The sequence below is a fragment of the Streptococcus infantis genome, assembly GCF_047463275.1.
Classification (GTDB): domain Bacteria; phylum Bacillota; class Bacilli; order Lactobacillales; family Streptococcaceae; genus Streptococcus; species Streptococcus infantis_AF.
Genome location: NZ_JASHEE010000001.1, coordinates 107,715 through 126,225 on the forward strand (window position 1 = coordinate 107,715; position 18,511 = coordinate 126,225).

Genomic DNA, 18,511 nt, shown 5'->3' on the forward strand with positions numbered 1-18,511 from the left:
AGTTTTGTGCAAGTTGCACAGAACTTTTTTATTTTTTTGGTCACCTTGCCATAGAAATGTAAAGCGTTTTCATTTATAATAAAACTATCAAAAATTAAAGGAGTTCACCGAAATGGTAGAATTAAATCTTAAAAACATTTACAAAAAATATCCAAACAGCGAGCACTACTCAGTTGAAGACTTCAACTTGGACATCAAAGACAAAGAATTTATCGTTTTCGTAGGACCTTCAGGATGTGGTAAATCAACTACTCTCCGTATGATTGCAGGTCTTGAAGACATCACAGAAGGTACTGCATCTATCGATGGCGTTGTTGTCAATGACGTAGCTCCAAAAGACCGTGACATCGCCATGGTATTCCAAAACTACGCTCTTTACCCACACATGACTGTATACGATAACATGGCTTTCGGTTTGAAATTGCGTAAATACAGCAAAGAAGACATCGACAAACGTGTACAAGAAGCAGCAGAAATTCTTGGTTTGAAAGAATTCTTGGATCGTAAACCAGCTGACCTTTCAGGTGGTCAACGTCAACGTGTTGCCATGGGTCGTGCGATCGTCCGTGATGCAAAAGTATTCTTGATGGACGAACCTTTGTCAAACTTGGATGCGAAACTTCGTGTATCCATGCGTGCTGAAATCGCTAAAATCCACCGTCGTATCGGAGCTACAACTATCTACGTAACTCACGACCAAACAGAAGCGATGACACTTGCAGACCGTATCGTTATCATGTCAGCAACTAAAAACCCTGCTGGTACTGGTACTATCGGACGTGTTGAACAAATCGGTACTCCTCAAGAAGTTTACAAAAACCCAGTTAACAAATTCGTAGCAGGATTCATCGGAAGCCCAGCTATGAACTTCATCAACGTAAAATTGATCGGTGACCACATCGTTGGTGACGCCTTTAACTTGAAAGTTCCAGAAGGTGCTTTGAAAGTTCTTCGCGATAAAGGTTACGAAGGTAAAGAATTGATCTTCGGTATCCGTCCAGAAGACGTGAACGCAGAACCTGCTTTCCTTGAAACATTCCCAGAATCAGTTGTGAAAGCAACTATCTCTGTATCAGAATTGCTTGGTTCAGAATCTCACCTATACTGCCAAGTTGGTAAAGATGAATTCGTTGCTAAGGTTGACGCACGTGACTACTTGCAAGCTGGTGCAACTGTGGAACTTGGATTTGACTTGAACAAAGCTCACTTCTTCGATGTAGAAACTGAAAAGACAGTTTACTAAGATAGATTTGAATAAAACAACACTACTAGAGTTTTTCTAGTAGTGTTTTTTTATAAAGTTTAGAAACTCGGATAGAAGGAGACTTTACTAGTTTTCTTATTGACTAAAAAGTGTTAAAATGGTAGGAAGAACTGGAGAGTATGCATGCCAAAAGAAGTAATTTATTCTGGCGATGAAGTCGTCGCTTTAACGCAAAAATATTTATCGAAAGAGGATGTGGCTTTTGTCCATAAGGCCTTGGTTTATGCTGTAGAGTGCCACAGTGGCCAATATCGTAAATCAGGCGAGCCTTACATTATCCACCCTATCCAGGTAGCAGGTATCTTGGCTAAGCTCAAGTTGGACGCTGTCACTGTTGCCTGTGGTTTTTTGCATGACGTGGTAGAAGACACAGATGCTACTTTGGATGACTTAGAGCGCGAGTTTGGTCATGATGTTCGAGTGATTGTAGACGGTGTTACCAAGCTTGGTAAGGTCGAATACAAGTCTATAGAAGAGCAGTTGGCTGAGAATCACCGCAAGATGCTTATGGCCATGTCAGAGGATATCCGCGTTATCTTGGTTAAGCTCTCTGACCGCTTGCACAATATGCGTACCCTTACGCATCTTCGAAAGGACAAACAAGAACGTATTTCCAGAGAAACAATGGAAATCTATGCACCACTTGCTCACCGTTTGGGGATTTCAAGTGTTAAGTGGGAACTAGAGGATCTTTCCTTCCGTTACCTCAATCCGACAGAGTTTTACAAGATAACTCATATGATGAAGGAGAAACGTCAAGAACGTGAAGCCTTGGTCGATGAAGTTGTGACAAAACTTGAGGAGTATTCATCTGAGCGCAATCTTACAGGAAAAATCTATGGCCGTCCTAAGCATATCTACTCTATTTACCGTAAAATGCAGGACAAGAAAAAACGCTTTGAGGAAATCTATGACCTGATTGCCATTCGCTGTATCCTAGATACTCAGAGTGATGTCTATGCCATGTTGGGTTACGTTCATGAGCTATGGAAACCAATGCCAGGACGTTTCAAGGACTACATTGCCAATCGTAAGGCCAATGGGTACCAGTCTATCCATACGACTGTTTATGGACCAAAAGGACCAATTGAGTTCCAGATCCGTACCAAGGAAATGCACGAGGTTGCTGAGTACGGGGTTGCGGCTCACTGGGCCTACAAAAAAGGAATGAAAGGTCAAGTTAATAGCAAGGAATCTGCCATTGGGATGAACTGGATCAAGGAGATGATGGAGCTCCAAGACCAGGCGGATGATGCCAAGGAATTTGTAGATACTGTCAAAGAAAACTATCTGGCAGAAGAGATTTATGTCTTTACTCCAGATGGGGCGGTTCGTTCTCTTCCAAAGGATTCTGGACCGATTGACTTTGCCTATGAGATTCATACCAAGATTGGGGAAAAAGCGACTGGTGCCAAGGTCAATGGTCGTATGGTACCTTTGACTACCAAGCTGAAAACAGGGGACCAGGTTGAAATCATCACCAATCCAAATTCATTTGGACCAAGCCGTGACTGGCTCAATATGGTTAAGACCAGCAAAGCCCGTAACAAAATTCGTCAATTCTTTAAAAACCAAGACAAAGAATTGTCCATCAATAAAGGCCGTGAAATGCTGATTAGTCAGCTCCAAGAAAACGGCTATGTGGCCAATAAATTTATGGACAAGCGCCACATGGATGAAGTCCTTCAAAAAACCAGCTACAAGACAGAAGAAGCCCTTTTTGCAGCCATTGGTTTTGGAGAAATCGGAGCCATTACCGTCTTTAACCGTTTGACGGAAAAAGAACGTCGTGAAGAAGAGCGTGCCAAGGCTAAGGCAGAAGCAGAAGAACTGGTCAAGGGTGGCGAAGTCAAAGTAGAGAACAAGGACACGCTTAAGGTGAAGCATGAGGGTGGAGTTGTCATCCAAGGTGCTTCTGGGCTCTTGGTCCGGATTGCCAAATGTTGTAACCCTGTTCCTGGTGATGATATCGTCGGTTATATTACCAAAGGTCGCGGAGTTGCCATCCACCGTGTGGACTGTATGAACCTTCGTTCACAGGAAAACTATGAGCAACGTCTGCTAGATGTTGAATGGGAAGACCAATTTTCAACCAAGGAATATATGGCTCATATCGATATCTATGGACTCAACCGTTCTGGCCTTTTGAATGATATCTTGCAAGTCCTATCAAACACAACTAAAAATATCTCGTCGGTTAATGCCCAACCGACCAAGGATATGAAATTTGCCAATATCCATGTATCCTTTGGAATTTCTAACCTTTCAATGTTGACAACGGTGGTTGATAAGATTAAGAGTGTACCTGAAGTGTACTCAGTTAAACGGACCAATGGTTAAGTATGATCGATACAGTCAGAAAGGATTTCTATGAAAATCATCGTTCAGCGAGTCAAGCAAGCTCAGGTTTCTATTGAGGGGCAGTTTCATGCTCAAATCAAACAAGGCCTCTTGCTCCTAGTGGGTGTTGGACCTGAGGATCAGCAAGAGGATTTGGAGTATGCAGTGAGAAAACTGGTCAATATGCGGATCTTTTCGGATGACGAAGGCAAGATGAACCTATCTGTTAAGGATATCCAAGGAGAAATTCTCTCCATCTCTCAATTCACTCTGTTTGCTGATACCAAAAAAGGCAATCGTCCAGCCTTTACAGGCGCCGCTAAACCAGATATGGCTGAGGCCTTCTATCAAGATTTTAACAAGGAACTAGCCAAGGAAGTTCCTGTTGAGACAGGAGCCTTTGGAGCAGATATGCAGGTAGAACTGGTCAATGATGGGCCGGTAACTATCATCCTTGATACAAAAAATAGATAAAAAAAACCAAGCTTGTTAGCTTGGTTTTTTTGTGACGGATTTAGTTCATCTTTTCAACATAGAGCTGTTTGGCGATTTCTAGACTTACCAAGAGTTCTTCATTGTTGTGAAATAAAGTAAAGGTATTAGAGAAATCATCAAACTGTTGAACTTGGAGTTTGTCTCCGATATTGATGCCATGTTTTTCCAGATATTTTAGGAGATCAAAACTATCGTGAACGCGAGTCAGGAGATAGGTTCCAGCTTCTTTGGTTTCTGATAGTGGTAGGTTGTTGATTTCAACCAAAAGCTCTCCTTTAGCAGGAATGGTACCACCGTGAGGGCAAGTTTTTGGGAAACCTAGCATACTTTCTAATCTCTCTACAAAAAAGTCTGAAACGGTATGTTCTAATACTTCAGCTTCCTCATGAATTTGGTCACTGGTATAGTCTAGATGGTGAACCAGAAAAACCTCAATTAGACGATGTTTACGATAAAGTTCTGATACAAGTGTTAGACCAATATTGGTTAGCAAGTATCCTTTCTTCTTATCTTTTAAGATGAGATTTTCAGACTGCATGCGCTTAATCATTTCAGTTACAGCTGGAGGAGATACCTGCATCCGAGCAGCAATTTCCTTATTTGTAATCTTAGGAACATCCATGCCAATCTCATAAATACATTTTAAGTAGTCTTCTTTATTTGGTGTCATTCGCATTTCCTTGTTTATTATCTCCATCTAGTATACCAAAAAAGAGGCTGGGACAAAAGTCCTAGCCTCTCAATTGTCTTTGGATTGTCGAGCAAGACGCAGTGGTTGAGTGGACTCTACTACGCTGATTTCATCAGCTTTTACAGCCCTACTCAACTGTGCGGAGGTGGGACAACGAAATCGAATTCTAACGAATTACCGATTTCTGTCCCACTCTCTATTGCTACAAGAGCTGGACTTAGTTGAGTTCTTTTGCAGCTGCAATAGCGGCTTCAAAGTCTGGCTCGCTGTTGATATTGTCTACGTATTCAACGTAGCGGATGGTATTATCGGTATCGAGAACAAAAACTGCGCGTGCAAGCAGATGCCACTCATTGATTAAGAGGGCATAATCGCGTCCAAAGGAGTGGTCGAAGTAGTCTGAAAGCATGATGGCATTCTCAATTCCCTCTGCGCCACACCAGCGTTTTTGTGCAAATGGAAGGTCCATAGATACCGTTAGGACAACAGTGTTGTCTAAGCTAGCCAATTCTTGGTTAAAGCGACGAGTCTGAAGCGAGCAGATGCCTGTATCGATGGAAGGGATGACACTCAAGATCTTTTTCTTGCCTTCAAAGTCAGCCAGTGTTTTTTTAGAGAGGTCAGTCGTTGTGAGAGAGAAATCAAGTGCTTTGTCTCCTACTTGTAGTTGTTTTCCTGTAAACGTAACAGGGTTTCCAAGGAATGTAGTCATAAGCTACTCCAATCTTTTTTCTTTCATTTTACATTAAATGTTCAGACTCTTCCAATAATTTGACTGAAATTTAAATAGACAAAAAACGCCAATTCATGGTGACTGACGTTTTTAAAAACTTATTTAGCTAAACCTTCAGAAATCTTGTCAAGGTTATATTTCATCATGTTATAGTAGCTGTCGCCTTCTTTACCTTCTTCAGCGATTGAGTCAGTAAAGATTTGAGCATAGATTGGGATGTTTGTGTCTTTAGAAACAGTCTTCATTGGACGATCATCTACACTGGACTCAACAAATAGTGATGGAACTTTCATTTGGCGAAGTTTTTCAACCAAAGTCTTGATTTGGTCAGGTGTTCCCTCTTCTTCAGTGTTAATTTCCCAGATGTAGGCACTTGGTACACCGTAAGCTTTGGAGAAGTATTTGAAGCATCCTTCGCTGGTTACGATGAGTTTCTTGTCAGCATCAATAGCGTTAAATTTATCTTTGGCTTCCTTGTCAAGCTTGTCTAGTTTTTCAGTGTATTCTTTGAGATTCTTTTCGTAGAATTCCTTGTTGTTAGGATCTTTAGCGATGAGTTGCTTAGCAATATTTTGAGCATAGATGATCCCGTTTTCAAGGTTGAGCCAAGCATGTGGATCTTCTTTCCCTTTTTCATTTTGCCCTTCTAGGTAGATGACCTCAACGCCTTCACTAACCGCAAAGTAGTCCTTGTTTTCAGTTTTCTTGGCATTCTCAACTAATTTTGTAAACCAGGCATTTCCACCTGTTTCAAGGTTGATGCCGTTGTAAAAGATTAAGTCGGCCTGTGACGTTTTTTTGACGTCTTCAGGAAGGGGCTCGTACTCGTGTGGATCTTGTCCAACAGGCACGATACTATGAAGATCAATCTTATCTCCAGCGATATTCTTAGTAATATCAGCGATAATTGAGTTTGTAGCTACGACCTTTAATTTTTGGTCACTTGTGGCCGTGTCTTTTTTTCCAGTAGAGCATGCTACAAGAGCAATTACGGAAAGAAAGAGAACCAGCAATGCACCTAATTTTTTCATTAGATTCCTCCAGAGGGGATTCCCTCGTTATTGTTTGATTTTTTTATTTTTCAGTTTCAGATAGCGCTGTTTTGGTGCGATAAAGAAACTGATGAGAAAGAAACTGGCAGATGTCAGCACGATACTTGACCCTGCAGCTAGGTTAAAGCTATAGCCGATAAAAAGTCCCAAGACAGAAGCTAGAGCTCCCAAGCCTGATGAAAGAAAAATCATGCTCTTAAGACTATTGGCGTAGAGATAAGCTGTTGCAGCTGGGGTAATCAGCATGGCTACAATAAGGATAGTTCCGACACTTTGCATGGCAGTCACTGACACCAAAGTCAAGAGTATCATGAGTAGATAGTGGTAGAAATTAACTGGCATGCCCATAGCTTTGGCTAGGAGTTCATCAAAGGATGTAATCAAGAGTTGCTTGAAGAAAATCCCGATAATCAATAGAATGAGAGCTCCCATACCGATGGTAATATACATGTCTATGTCTTGCACAGCTAAGATATTCCCAAAGAGAATATGGAAGAGGTCAGTCGAGCTTTTAGCCACACTAATCAAGATAATGCCCAGAGCCAATAAAGATGAAAAGGTAATCCCAATGGCAGTGTCACTCTTGATAATAGAGTTCCCCTTGATGTAGGTGATGATGACAGAGGCAAGCAGTCCAAAGATGATAGCACCAATAAAGAAGTCAATTCCTAAAATAAAAGAAAGAGCTACACCAGGTAAGACAGCGTGCGAGATAGCATCTCCCATAAGGGACATACCACGGAGAATGATAAAGCATCCGACCGCTCCAGCAACAATACCAATCACAACAGCTGTAATCAAGGCATTTTGGAGAAAGTGGAAGTTCTGCAATCCATCTATAAATTCTGCAATCATAGGTCACCTCCATTGAAAAAGAGTCGGTCACCATAAGCTTGTTTGAGATTGGCTTGGGTGAAGGTCTCCTTTGTTGGACCAAAGGCAATTAGCTCCTTGTTGAGAAGGAGTACCTGGTCAAAATAATGGGCAACCTTGCCGAGGTCATGGTGAACGATAAGGACAGTCTTGCCAGCTTTTTTAAGTTCTCTCAGCGTGTTCATGATGATCTCTTCACTGACAGAGTCAATCCCCACAAAGGGCTCGTCTAAGAGAATATAATCAGCATCTTGAACTAGACAACGGGCAATCAAGACACGCTGGAATTGGCCACCAGAGAGTTGACTAATCTGACGATCTGCGTAGTCAGAAAGTCCAACAATTTCTAGTGCTTCAGCCACCTTTTGCCAGTGGTTTGCTTTTAAAGTGTGAAAGAGTGGAATGGATGGATAGAGTCCCAGAGAGACACATTCTTTTACCTTGATAGGGAAGTTGTAGTCGATATGAATTTTTTGCTCGACATAGGCAACTTTCTTAAGAGATTTTTTCATTTCTTTATCTTCGATAAAAGCATGTCCTTCATGTGGGATAATGCCCAGCATACCTTTTAATAATGTTGATTTCCCGGCGCCGTTTGGACCAATAATTCCGGTAATCGTTGGTCCTTGGAGCACTAGTGAAATATCCTTAAGTGCCAACGTTTCTTTGTAGGAGACACTGAGGTTTTCGATACGTATCATACAGTTGTATTCCTCCTGGATTTTAATATACCTTAATTTTATTTTTAAGTCAAGTTAATTTTGGTAAAAATTTAAAATATTAATGATGAAATCGATCAGTAAGAGACGGCATTTTTAATTGCATTCCCCAGGGATTTTTGCTAAGCTAAGAATAAGTGAAATTAGGAAAGCGAGAACAAGATGACACGTTATCAAGATGATTTTTATGATGCCATAAATGGTGAGTGGGAAAAGACTGCTGTTATTCCAGCAGATAAATCGAGAACAGGTGGTTTTATCGACCTTGACGAAGAAATTGAAGAGTTGATGCTAACGACAACCGACAAATGGTTGGCAGGTGAAGATGTGCCAGAAGATGCTATCCTAGCAAACTTTGTCAAGTACCATAGTATGGTCAGAGATTTTGACAAACGAGAAGCAGATGGAATCAAACCAGTCCTTCCTTTGCTTAAGGAATACCAAGATTTGAAAAGTTTTGCGGATTTTGCAAGTAAACTAGCAGCATTTGAATTAGCTGGTAAACCAAACTTCCTTCCATTTGGAGTATCACCAGACTTTATGGATGCTAGAACCAATGTTCTCTGGGCTAGTGCACCAGGAACTATCTTGCCTGATACAACCTACTATGCGGAAGACCATCCTCAGCGTGAGGAATTATTGAACCTTTGGAAAGAAAGTACTTCTAATCTTCTCAAAGCCTATAACTTCTCAGATGAAGAAATCGAAGATTTGCTAGAGAAACGATTGGAATTGGACCGCCGTATCTCAGCTGTCGTACTTTCAAACGAAGAGAGTTCAGAGTATGCCAAACTTTACCATCCATATTCTTATGAAGATTTCAAAAAGTTTGCACCTGCCCTACCTTTAGATGACTTTTTCCAAGCTGTTCTTGGTCAAGTACCTGATAAGGTCATTGTAGATGAAGAACGTTTCTGGCAAGCAGCAGAGCAATTCTATAGTGAAGAAGCTTGGCCTTTACTCAAGGCAACCTTGATCTTAAGTGTGGTTAATCTTTCAACGAGCTATTTGACAGATGAGATTCGTATCTTGTCAGGTGCCTACGGACGAGCTCTTTCAGGAGTTCCAGAGGCTCAAGACAAGCGCAAGGCTGCTTACCACTTAGCTCAAGGACCATTCAAACAAGCCCTGGGCCTTTGGTATGCCCACGAAAAATTCTCTCCAGAAGCCAAGGCGGACGTAGAGAAAAAAGTGGCGACCATGATTGACGTTTATAAGGAACGTTTGGCTAAAAACGACTGGCTGACTCCTGAAACTCGAGAAAAAGCCATCGTTAAACTCAATGTGATCAAGCCTTATATCGGTTATCCAGAAGAACTGCCAGCTCGCTATAAGGACAAGGTTGTAGATGAATCTGCTAGCCTCTTTGAGAATGCCCTAGCCTTTGCGCGTGTGGAAATTAAGCACAGTTGGAGCAAGTGGAATCAGCCGGTTGACTACAAGGAGTGGGGAATGCCTGCTCATATGGTCAATGCCTACTACAATCCACAAAAGAACTTGATTGTCTTCCCAGCTGCTATCTTACAGGCACCATTCTATGACTTGCATCAGTCATCTTCTGCCAACTATGGTGGTATTGGTGCAGTTATCGCCCATGAAATCTCTCACGCCTTTGATACTAATGGAGCTTCCTTTGATGAAAATGGAAGTCTCAAGGATTGGTGGACTGAGAGCGATTATGCAGCCTTTAAAGAAAAAACACAGAAGGTTATCGACCAGTTTGATGGCCAAGAATCTTACGGTGCAAAAATCAATGGGAAACTAACCGTGTCAGAGAACGTTGCCGACCTTGGAGGAATCGCTGCAGCGCTAGAAGCTGCTAAGAGAGAGCCAGATTTCTCAGCTGAAGAGTTCTTCCATAACTTTGCTCGTATCTGGCGTATGAAAGGTCGTCCAGAGTTGATGAAACTCATGGCTAGCGTCGACGTACACGCGCCAGCTAAACTTCGTGTTAACGTCCAAGTGCCAAACTTTGATGACTTCTTTACAACCTATGATGTCAAAGAAGGGGACGGAATGTGGCGTTCACCAGAAGACCGTGTGATTATTTGGTAAAGTAAGTCCTTAACCAAGTATCATCTTGGGATTAATGATTCTTTTTTAAAGTTTATCCATCTGATAATACAATACTACCGAGGTTAACATGAAGAAATTTTTAATGATGCTTTCAGCTATTCTTTCGATTTCAGTTTTGGCATCTTGTGGTCTCAATAAAAATAATAGCAATACAGAACCTTCGTCTGCACTATCATCTGTATCCGAAGACGATAAGTCTAGTACATCAACAGAAGCAAAGACTGAGAATACTAGTGACTCTTCGACCAAGTCGTCACAATCGACTGCTGAAAATAAGAAGGAAACTGGACAAGATGTATATAAAGAAGTGATTGAACGTTATAATCACTTTACAGACCTTTTAAAGCAAGGTAATAGAGAAGATTTATACCAGGAAAATAAACAACACAAGATTGCTTCAGAAGAATATAGCCTGATTTTTTCTCGAATGGATTATCAAAATGCACCAGACTTTAAATATGCCCTTCTTGATTTAAATAAGGATGGTCAAGACGAGTTGCTTATTGGTGATGAAAAATTTGTTTCAGCCATTTATTATTTGGAAAATCAAAAACCAAACTTACTTCACACAGCTTATGTAGCTTCTGCAGGTGGTTTTCGCTCAGGCTTTGTTATTTACGAAAATGGTCTAGTCTCTTATGCAGACTGGCAGTCAACTCGTCCAGAAATGAACCTGGCTCTATATTCGTTTGATAAAAATGGAGTACAGAAGATTAAAGAAGCAACTATTCAAATCGGTGGTAATGAAAAAGCAGAGCAAGTTTTAGATATTTCTTCTGAAAAGCTTGATTTGTCTAACATTGACTGGAAAGAATTGAATCCAACTAATTAGTTTTGAATTATTTTTCTAATCAATGTTGATTCTACCGAGCAAGTAGTGATGTAGAAATTGAAGCTACACAAAAACCAAGGATGATTGTCCTTGGTTTTTATGTTTTAGAAAAATGGATTGAAAGTTTTTTCGTGAGCGATGGTCGTAGAAGGTCCGTGCCCTGGATAGACATCGTAGTTTGGAAGGGTGAAGAGCTGGGTTTGGACACTATGAAGGAGTTGTTCCATACTACCAGTTGGCAAATCTGTCCGACCAATGGTTTCTCGGAAAAGGGCATCTCCCGTTAAGACCAAGTGTCCATCTGGGAAAACCAATGAAACTCCACCGATAGAGTGGCCTGGCGTTGGTAAGACTGTGAAGCGGAATTCTTCAATCTGGTATTCTTCATGAAAGACATAAGTGTGTTCAGCTGGTTTGCAGATGACATCTGCCATATCGTCGTGTCGAGGGAGACCTGAAAGGTTGTCAACAGGAGTATAGAGCCAGCTAGCTTCACTTTCTGCCACATAGACTGGAGGATTTCCATAAGTATCTCTGACCAAGTCAAGACTCATAATATGGTCGTAGTGAGTGTGGGTCAGAAGAATGGCACAGACCGGTTTATTGATGGTTTCGATAGTCTTGCGAATGGCCTCCCAATGGCTACCAGGATCGACTACAATCAGGTGTTGCTCCCCTTCAAGATAATAAGTATTTTCATAGGCAACAGGATTCACAGTTTTATGGATTTTCATAGGATTTCCTCTTTCATAGATTTACAGTTTCTAGTATAACACAGAAGCACAAAATAAGGAATCAACAAGAAAGTCCCTCCATAAAAGAAGGGACTTTTTTAGACATTAAAAATGATTTTTCCAGGCTTGGAAGCGTGCATCCAGTAGGAGTTGTGTCAGGTTTTTTAAGATTTCGACTTGCTCGGGCTCCAGTGTCTGGGCTTGAGAAACAAGTTGTCGAACATGGTCGATAGCATTTCTAGAAGATAAATCATTGATGGAAGTGATTCCAGATTCTAGGATGGTTCCGAAAAAGAGATCAAAGTAGAGCTCTAGTTCTTCATCGGGCACACTGTCCACCCATTCTTTAAGAGTGTCTTTGATTTGGAGACTTTCGCTACTAATTTCCTCTAGTTGGACAAAGTGTTTGTCTTCAACCTGCCAACTAAAGGTGTCATGCTGGGCAAGACCGCCTAAAGCAGTGCTTCGAACGACGATTTTCTTATCAGGGATTTCCAGCATCATCCCGATGACAGAACCTTGTGGGACATAACGGTGAATTTTAGGGATAACATCTTGATAACCAGTCGTTTCTGTCAGATGAGCCTGCAAACCAGGAGCATCGTAGGTATAAACTGCTGATATCTTTTCCTGCAATTCAGGCTGGATTTGACTTGCAGCATAGACGGCTAGATTACCACCTTTAGAATGCCCAGCAAGAAGTACTTTTTGTTTTGGATGTTGGGTAAAGAAATCCTCTAGGTATTCAAGAGCGTGCCTTTGGGCAGGGATTTCCTTCATGTAGGTCATATGGAAATCTTCTTTCCAACCAATAATACTATCGTCTGTGCCACGAAAGACAATCAGATAAGTATCTAAATTAAGACGATAGGTCATAGCAGCGAACTGCTTTTGAAGTTCTGTGTCGACCTCGTTGACAAAATTAGAAAGTTTACTATTTTTAAAACGTTTGTGTTGGGCAAGCTGGTCTAAAAGTTGCAGACGTTCTTTATTGGTCAACATGGTGCTTTCTCGAGGGACGCGAGTTGCGACATCGCTTAAACGATTGACAGGCTGGTCCAATAGATTATCAAAAGAAAGATAGGTCAGCTCTGTCAAAGCAAGTACATCCAGTTCATTTAAGGGAAGATCATAAAAAGAATCGTATTGAACATCAGTTAGATAGTCAAAAATATTAGCCATGAGAATTCCTTTCTTAACTTTTATCATATCAGATTTACATCAATTTCGCTAGTAGTCAGAAGAATTTTGCTATAATATAAAAAAAGGAGGAGCAGATGCATAAGATTTTACTAGTAGAAGATGATCCAGTAATCCGTCAGCAAGTTGGGAAAATGCTCTCCGAATGGGGTTTTGAAGTAGTCATGGTTGAAGACTTTATGGAAGTTCTGACGTTATTTGTTCAGTCTGAGCCTCATCTGGTTCTCATGGATATCGGCTTGCCTCTCTTTAATGGTTATCATTGGTGTCAGGAAATTCGCAAGATTTCCAAAGTTCCTATTATGTTTCTGTCTTCAAGAGACCAGGCTATGGACATCGTGATGGCTATTAATATGGGAGCTGACGATTTTGTGACCAAGCCTTTTGACCAGCAGGTCCTTTTAGCTAAGGTACAAGGATTATTGCGCCGCTCTTATGAATTTGGAAGGGATGAAAGTCTCCTAGAGTATGCTGGAGTTATTCTCAATACCAAGTCTATGGATGTGCATGTCAATGGCAAAGCTATCAGCCTAACCAAGAATGAATTTCAGATTTTGCGAGTTTTATTTGAGCATGCAGGAAATATCGTAGCGCGTGATGATTTGATGCGGGAACTCTGGAACAGTGACTTTTTTATCGATGACAATACCTTATCTGTTAATGTCGCTCGTTTGCGCAAGAAACTGGAGGAAGAAGGTTTGATTGGTTTTATTGAAACCAAGAAAGGGATAGGGTATGGATTGAAACATGCTTGAACTTAAAAGTTTTTTTCTAGCTTATATCCGTTCGCGTAGTCGTTTTTTCGCTTTTATTTTGTTATTGACGGGTCTCATCTTTCTTTTTGATGTCCTATTTGTTAGTCAAGGACCTTACTTTAACTATTTTTTCCTTCTATCATCAGTTTTTTCCTTTATATTCTTGATATGGGATTTTTGGGTGGAATTGCAACGTTATCGTAAGGAATTGCTCTATGGCGAAAGAGAAGCTAAGTCACCAATGGAAGTCCTTCTAACTGAAAAATTAGAAAAAAGCGAAGCTGAGCTCTACCAAAAGAAATCAGATGCTGAAAACCGCTACAATGATTTAGTGGACTACTATACTCTCTGGGTTCATCAGATAAAGACACCGATTGCGGCCAGTAAACTCCTAGTGAGCGAGGTGGCGGATCGTCAACTGAAGCAACAGTTGGAACAGGAAATTTTTAAGATTGATTCATATACCAACCTCGTTCTCCAATATCTGCGCTTAGAAAGTTTCCATGATGATTTGGTGTTGAAGAAAGAAAATATAGAAGATCTGGTCAAGGAAGTCATTCGCAAATATGCCATTTTCTTTATCCAGAAAGGTCTAAGTGTCGATCTGCATGACTTGGATAGAAGGATTGTGACGGATAAAAAATGGCTGTTGGTAGTCATTGAACAAATCCTATCAAATAGTCTCAAGTACACAAATGAAGGTGGGGTTGAAATCTACATGGAAGGTTCAGACCTTTGCATCAAAGATACTGGGATTGGTATAAAAAACAGTGATCGGTTGCGAGTCTTTGAACGTGGTTTTTCAGGATATAATGGTCGAATGACCCAGCAGTCATCTGGACTTGGGCTTTATCTAACCCAGAAAATCAGCCAAGAATTAGGACATCAGATTCAAATAGAATCCGAACTTGGGCAAGGAACAACTGTGAGGATTAAGTTCTCTGAAGTGAATTTACTGATTGAATGAAAAGAATTGTGAAGAGCTTGGAAGAAACCTTTCAAGCTCTTCTTTAGACCTTGATATGGTGAGAAAAAGGCTCCAATTAGATAATACTCTTCGAAAATCAAATTCAAACCACGTCAGCTTCGCCTTGCCGTACTCAAGTACAGCCTGCGGCTAGCTTCCTAGTTTGCTCTTTGATTTTCATTGAGTATAAAATAGTTTAATCTTACAAAAATGTAAGATTAAAGGCCTCTTTTGTAAGGTTATGTTATGGCAAGTCCTCTTTTTTTGGAGTAAACTTAGAGCATAAAGAAAAAGGAGAGGAACCATGAAAACAATTTTACAAAAGAAACATACAAGTAAGCCGAGTCCAAAGGATATCGAGCGAGTTCAAATCGGCATCGAAATGATGCAAGCTCAGTTTCAATTAATGGGATATTAAAAAGGAGAAGTTAAAATGACACTATTAGATGTAAAACACGTTCAAAAGATTTATAAAACTCGCTTTCAAGGCAACCAAGTAGAAGCCCTGAAAGATATTCACTTTACTGTAGAAAAAGGCGATTATGTTGCTATCATGGGTGAGTCTGGATCTGGTAAATCTACTCTACTGAATATTCTTGCTATGCTTGACAAGCCAACGCGTGGGCAGGTCTTCCTAAATGGAACTGACACAGCTACCATTAAAAATTCTGAAGCATCAAGCTTCCGTCGTGAAAAGTTAGGCTTTGTCTTCCAAGACTTCAATTTGTTAGATACGCTTTCTGTTAAAGACAATATCTTACTCCCTTTGGTATTGTCTAGAAAGCCTATTACAGAAATGATGAAAAAATTGGTCGTAACGGCTGAAAATCTTGGCATCAATCAATTGCAGGAGAAGTACCCTTATGAAATCTCTGGAGGGCAAAAACAAAGGGTAGCAGTTGCACGGGCTATCATCACAGAACCAGAAATTCTTCTTGCGGACGAGCCAACAGGTGCTCTAGACTCTAAATCGTCTGCAGCCCTCCTTGATATCTTTGATCAGATTAACGAGCAAGGGCAAACCATTCTCATGGTGACCCACTCAACAGCAGCAGCTAGCCGTGCAAAACGTGTTCTTTTCATCAAGGACGGTATTCTCTATAATCAAATCTACCGTGGTGAAAAGACGGATCGTCAGATGTTCCAAGAAATCTCTGACACCTTGACTGTTATGGCAAGTGAGGTGAACTAGTATGTTTCGATTAACCAATAAGTTGGCCATATCCAACTTAATCAAAAACCGCAAACTCTATTATCCGTTTGCTTTGTCTGTCATTTTGGCAGTCACAATTAGCTATCTCTTTTACTCCCTAGCCTTTAATCCTAAAATTGTGGATTTACGTGGTGCATCTGCTATACAATTTACCCTACAACTAGGGCTTGTCGTTGTGACACTTGCATCTGCCATTATCGTTCTTTATGCCAACAGTTTTGTCATGAAAAATCGCTCCAAAGAACTGGGTGTATATGGCATGCTGGGCTTAGAAAAACGCCACTTGATTGGTATGACCTTTAAGGAACTCTTGATATTTGGGCTAGTAACAGTCACTGCTGGGATTGGAATTGGTGCCCTCTTTGATAATCTGATTTTCGCTTTACTACTAAAACTTGCAAAGATGAAGGTAGAGTTAGTTGCAACTTTCCAATGGTCTGTAGTGCTTTCAATCCTTCTGGTATTCGGTTTTATCTTTTTAGTCATCGTTTTCCTGAACTCTGTACGCATTATCCGTATGGATGCTCTCCAGCTTTCTAGAGAAAAAGCGAAGGGTGAGAAGAAGGGGCGTTTCCTAGTTCTTCAGACACTTGTAGGACTAATTACTCTAGGTGGTGGCTACTACCTAGCACAAAGCGTAAAAGATCCAGTTTCAGCAGTCTTAACTTTCTTCATAGCCGTTATGTTGGTCATTTTTGCAACCTACCTCCTATTCAATGCAGGTATTACAGTTTTCTTGCAGTTGCTCAAGAAAAACAAGAGATATTACTACCAACCAAATAACCTCATCTCTGTTTCTAACCTTATCTTTCGTATGAAGAAAAATGCTGTCGGATTAGCAACCATTGCCATCCTTTCAACCATGGTTTTGGTTACTATGTCAGCAGCTACTAGTATCTATAACGGATCTGAGAATATGAAAAAACTCATGTATCCTCACGATTTTGATGTTAAGGGACAACATGTAGAAGTTGAAGATTTAGATAAGCTTTTGACTCAATACGCTAGCGAAAAGAACCTAACCATCAGCAATAAGGACGTCCTCAATTATGCAAGTTTCGGTCTTTCGAGTCAAGACGGGACTAAATTAACCACCTTTGAAAAAGGGCAAAACAATGTCATGCCTAAGACAGTCTTCCTGGTTTTTGATCAAAAAGATTATGAAAAAATGACTGGACAAAAGCTAAACCTTACTGGTAATGAAGTAGGACTTTGGGCACGAAATGATCAACTTAAAGGTCAAAAAGCATTTAGTCTGAACAATCAGGACTATACGATCAAGCAAGAAATCCAGCAAGATTTTGCTATGAATCATGTTTCAAATCAATATGTTCTCTTGGTATCGGATTATAACTATCTAGTTGTACCAAATCTTCAAAACTTTTTGGAACAGTACCAAGATTCCGCTGTCTACACTCAGTTCTACGGTGGTATGGATGTAACTGCTAGTCAAGAGGAACAGTTAAAGCTAACTGATGATTTTGATGCGTATGTGAACAATTTTAGTCATAATCTCAAGAGTGAAGATGCTATGGTTTATAATGGAACTACTAAAACTGATGCAATTGCTGAAATGAACGCTCTCTTTGGTGGAATTCTCTTTATCGGTATTTTCCTCTCTATCATCTTTATGATTGGAACTGTACTCGTTATCTACTATAAACAAATCTCAGAAGGTTATGAAGACCGTGAACGCTTTGTGATTTTGCAAAAAGTTGGCTTGGATCAAAAACAAATCAAGCAAACCATTAACAAGCAGGTCTTGACTGTTTTCTTCCTCCCTGTAGTCTTCGCCTTCCTTCATCTAGCATTTGCCTATCATATGTTAAGTTTGATTCTTAAGGTCATTGGCGTAGTGGATACCGCTATGATGTTAAGTGTAACACTTTCTATCTGTGGTATCTTTGCCCTCATCTACGTACTTATCTTTATGATTACTTCAAGAAGCTATCGTAGAATTGTTCAAATGTAAAAACAGAAACATCAAAAAAGAGAGTGGGACAGAAATCGTTAATTCGTTAGAATTCGATTTCGTTGTCCCACCTCCGCACAGTTGAGTAGGACTGTAAAATCTGATGAAATCAGCGTAGTAGAGCCCACTCAACCACTGCGTCTTGCTCGACAATCCAAAGACAATTGAGAGGCTAGGACTTTTGTCCCAGCCTCTTTTTTAGTAGCTGGGATTTTGTCCCAGGTTTTATCTCTTATTTCTCAACACGTGATTTGTTGGCGATATCAGCTAGAATTGCTGCTACAAACTCATCATGTTTAAACATTAAAACGGTATCTACTTTCAGAGGAGATATCGTTTTTCTTCTTCGGATAAGGATACAAAAATTTCTTCCTTTCTCTATCTTTTAAATTAATTGATTTCTTCAGAGAAAGACTGTAAAATTTTTGATATAATGTTAAGAAGGGACTGATTCAAGACAGTCATATCTGGTCTTTCTTCCAGTCATTTTTCAAACAATATCAGTTGATAATCAGCTTAAATCAGATCTATCAGTTTGTCTATCTTTCTCTGATGGAGATCATGTCCTATCTTCACTTTGATTATTGGAAAAAAC

General features: G+C 40.3%; 16 protein-coding genes. 9 read left to right on the top strand and 7 right to left on the bottom strand.

Features of this window, described 5'->3' with window-relative positions:
• The first annotated feature begins 112 nt into the window (after window positions 1-112).
• The 3 genes from QM923_RS00600 (at window position 113) to dtd (ending at window position 4,078) form a co-directional block, all read left to right on the top strand.
• A complete protein-coding gene (locus tag QM923_RS00600) occupies window positions 113-1,243 on the top strand; it encodes an ABC transporter ATP-binding protein (RefSeq protein WP_004251267.1) in 1,131 nt (376 codons plus the stop codon).
• Between the two features lie 144 nt (window positions 1,244-1,387).
• Complete coding sequence (locus QM923_RS00605) at window positions 1,388-3,604, top strand: RelA/SpoT family protein (protein ID WP_004251252.1); 2,217 nt, start codon at window positions 1,388-1,390, stop codon at window positions 3,602-3,604.
• A gap of 30 nt (window positions 3,605-3,634) precedes the next feature.
• Window positions 3,635-4,078, top strand: coding sequence for a D-aminoacyl-tRNA deacylase (gene dtd / locus QM923_RS00610; RefSeq protein ID WP_414290488.1), 444 nt, complete (start codon window positions 3,635-3,637; stop codon window positions 4,076-4,078).
• Window positions 4,079-4,118: 40 nt separating this feature from the next.
• On the opposite strand, the gene QM923_RS00615 is transcribed toward dtd, so the two are convergent.
• The 5 genes from QM923_RS00615 to QM923_RS00635 form a co-directional block, all read right to left on the bottom strand.
• Entirely contained in the window at window positions 4,119-4,769 is a 651-nt protein-coding gene (locus tag QM923_RS00615; protein ID WP_414265806.1) for a metal-dependent transcriptional regulator, read from the bottom strand.
• A 238-nt stretch (window positions 4,770-5,007) separates the two neighbouring features.
• Window positions 5,008-5,502 (bottom strand): thiol peroxidase, encoded by a 495-nt coding sequence (gene tpx, locus QM923_RS00620; protein WP_000206542.1) that lies wholly within the window; start codon window positions 5,500-5,502, stop codon window positions 5,008-5,010.
• A 119-nt stretch (window positions 5,503-5,621) separates the two neighbouring features.
• Window positions 5,622-6,554, bottom strand: coding sequence for a metal ABC transporter substrate-binding lipoprotein (locus QM923_RS00625; protein ID WP_414290489.1), 933 nt, complete (start codon window positions 6,552-6,554; stop codon window positions 5,622-5,624).
• Between the two features lie 27 nt (window positions 6,555-6,581).
• Entirely contained in the window at window positions 6,582-7,430 is an 849-nt protein-coding gene (locus tag QM923_RS00630; protein ID WP_414290490.1) for a metal ABC transporter permease subunit, read from the bottom strand.
• Window positions 7,427-8,149: a metal ABC transporter ATP-binding protein gene (locus QM923_RS00635; protein ID WP_006152594.1), complete on the bottom strand. Its 723-nt coding sequence runs from the start codon at window positions 8,147-8,149 to the stop codon at window positions 7,427-7,429. Before QM923_RS00635 ends, QM923_RS00630 begins: the two co-directional genes overlap by 4 nt.
• A gap of 180 nt (window positions 8,150-8,329) precedes the next feature.
• On the opposite strand from QM923_RS00635, the gene QM923_RS00640 reads away from it, so the two are divergent.
• The gene (locus QM923_RS00640) at window positions 8,330-10,222 is read left to right on the top strand and encodes a M13 family metallopeptidase (protein WP_414290491.1); all 1,893 of its coding nucleotides are present in this window, start codon (window positions 8,330-8,332) and stop codon (window positions 10,220-10,222) included.
• A gap of 88 nt (window positions 10,223-10,310) precedes the next feature.
• Window positions 10,311-11,075, top strand: a complete 765-nt coding sequence (locus tag QM923_RS00645) for a hypothetical protein (protein ID WP_414290492.1) — start codon at window positions 10,311-10,313, stop codon at window positions 11,073-11,075.
• A 104-nt stretch (window positions 11,076-11,179) separates the two neighbouring features.
• Here QM923_RS00645 and QM923_RS00650 read toward each other — a convergent pair whose 3' ends face one another.
• Window positions 11,180-11,809 (bottom strand): MBL fold metallo-hydrolase, encoded by a 630-nt coding sequence (locus tag QM923_RS00650; RefSeq protein WP_414290493.1) that lies wholly within the window; start codon window positions 11,807-11,809, stop codon window positions 11,180-11,182.
• A gap of 105 nt (window positions 11,810-11,914) precedes the next feature.
• A complete protein-coding gene (locus QM923_RS00655; RefSeq protein WP_414290494.1) occupies window positions 11,915-12,991 on the bottom strand; it encodes a DUF2974 domain-containing protein in 1,077 nt (358 codons plus the stop codon).
• A gap of 95 nt (window positions 12,992-13,086) precedes the next feature.
• Here QM923_RS00655 and QM923_RS00660 point away from each other — a divergent pair, with 95 nt between their 5' ends.
• The 4 genes from QM923_RS00660 (at window position 13,087) to QM923_RS00675 (ending at window position 17,916) form a co-directional block, all read left to right on the top strand.
• Entirely contained in the window at window positions 13,087-13,764 is a 678-nt protein-coding gene (locus tag QM923_RS00660) for a response regulator transcription factor (RefSeq protein ID WP_000548968.1), read from the top strand.
• A complete protein-coding gene (locus QM923_RS00665; RefSeq protein ID WP_195183968.1) occupies window positions 13,757-14,731 on the top strand; it encodes a sensor histidine kinase in 975 nt (324 codons plus the stop codon). The genes QM923_RS00660 and QM923_RS00665 overlap by 8 nt, the downstream gene beginning before the upstream one ends.
• Window positions 14,732-15,164: 433 nt before the next feature.
• On the top strand, window positions 15,165-15,923 hold the full coding sequence (locus QM923_RS00670) for an ABC transporter ATP-binding protein (protein WP_006152604.1): 759 nt from the start codon (window positions 15,165-15,167) through the stop codon (window positions 15,921-15,923).
• Between the two features lies 1 nt (window position 15,924).
• Window positions 15,925-17,916: an ABC transporter permease gene (locus QM923_RS00675; RefSeq protein WP_414290495.1), complete on the top strand. Its 1,992-nt coding sequence runs from the start codon at window positions 15,925-15,927 to the stop codon at window positions 17,914-17,916.
• Window positions 17,917-18,511: the final 595 nt, after the last annotated feature.